The following is a 697-nucleotide window of genomic DNA, read 5'->3' on the forward strand; positions in this document are numbered from 1 at the left end:
CGCAGCCCGAACGTCATCGTCGACCACTTCTTGTCCGCCGCCTGCTGCACCGCTGCGCGGATACCGAACTCCGCGTCCTTCGCGGCACAGCCGTCGTAGCCGTGGGCGAAAGAGCGCGTGTCCAGCTTGTCGAGCCAGAAACCAGAGCCCGAATCCTGGCTGTTCCACGTCGTGGATGAGCTGATGCCCTTGGTCCGCCACAGTTCCACGCTCCGCGCGGAGCACGGGGCCGACCACACGTTGCGCACCACGAACTCCGCCGACAACACCGACTTGCCCGCAAACCGGGAGGTCGGGATGCGGTAGAAGACCCGCTTGGTGTCGTGCGGAGCGCAGTAGTCCCAGCCGCAGTAACCCATCCCGGAGTTGTTCTCACCGTTGAACTTCCACTGCGGCGACGACGCCCAGTACTTCGAGGCGAACGTCCACGCCGACGCCCGCGGCGAGGACCATTGCGGATCGATGAACACCGGAAACACCGTGTCCGCGCCTGTCAGCACCCGCGCGTCCGGTGTGAGCACCAACTGGTCGGGCCCCTCGACCACCTCGACATCGACCGGCGCCAGCTTGCCCGACTCCCCCGCCCCCGGCTCACCCGCCGGGTCACCACCGACGCTGCTCCGCGCGCCCGTGCCCGTGCCCGTGCCGGTGCCGGTGCTCGAATCCCACATCATCGGCTGCGGCGCCTCGAACACCG

Annotated in this window: 1 pseudogene; it reads right to left on the reverse strand. The window is 68.1% G+C overall.

Going from position 1 to position 697, the window contains the following annotated elements:
* Window positions 1-697: pseudogene (locus ABD317_RS37465) on the reverse strand (LamG domain-containing protein); the annotation flags it as partial.

Origin of the sequence: Streptomyces synnematoformans (assembly GCF_039531005.1) — a bacterium.
In the GTDB taxonomy this organism is placed as follows: Bacteria; Actinomycetota; Actinomycetes; order Streptomycetales; family Streptomycetaceae; genus Streptomyces; species Streptomyces synnematoformans.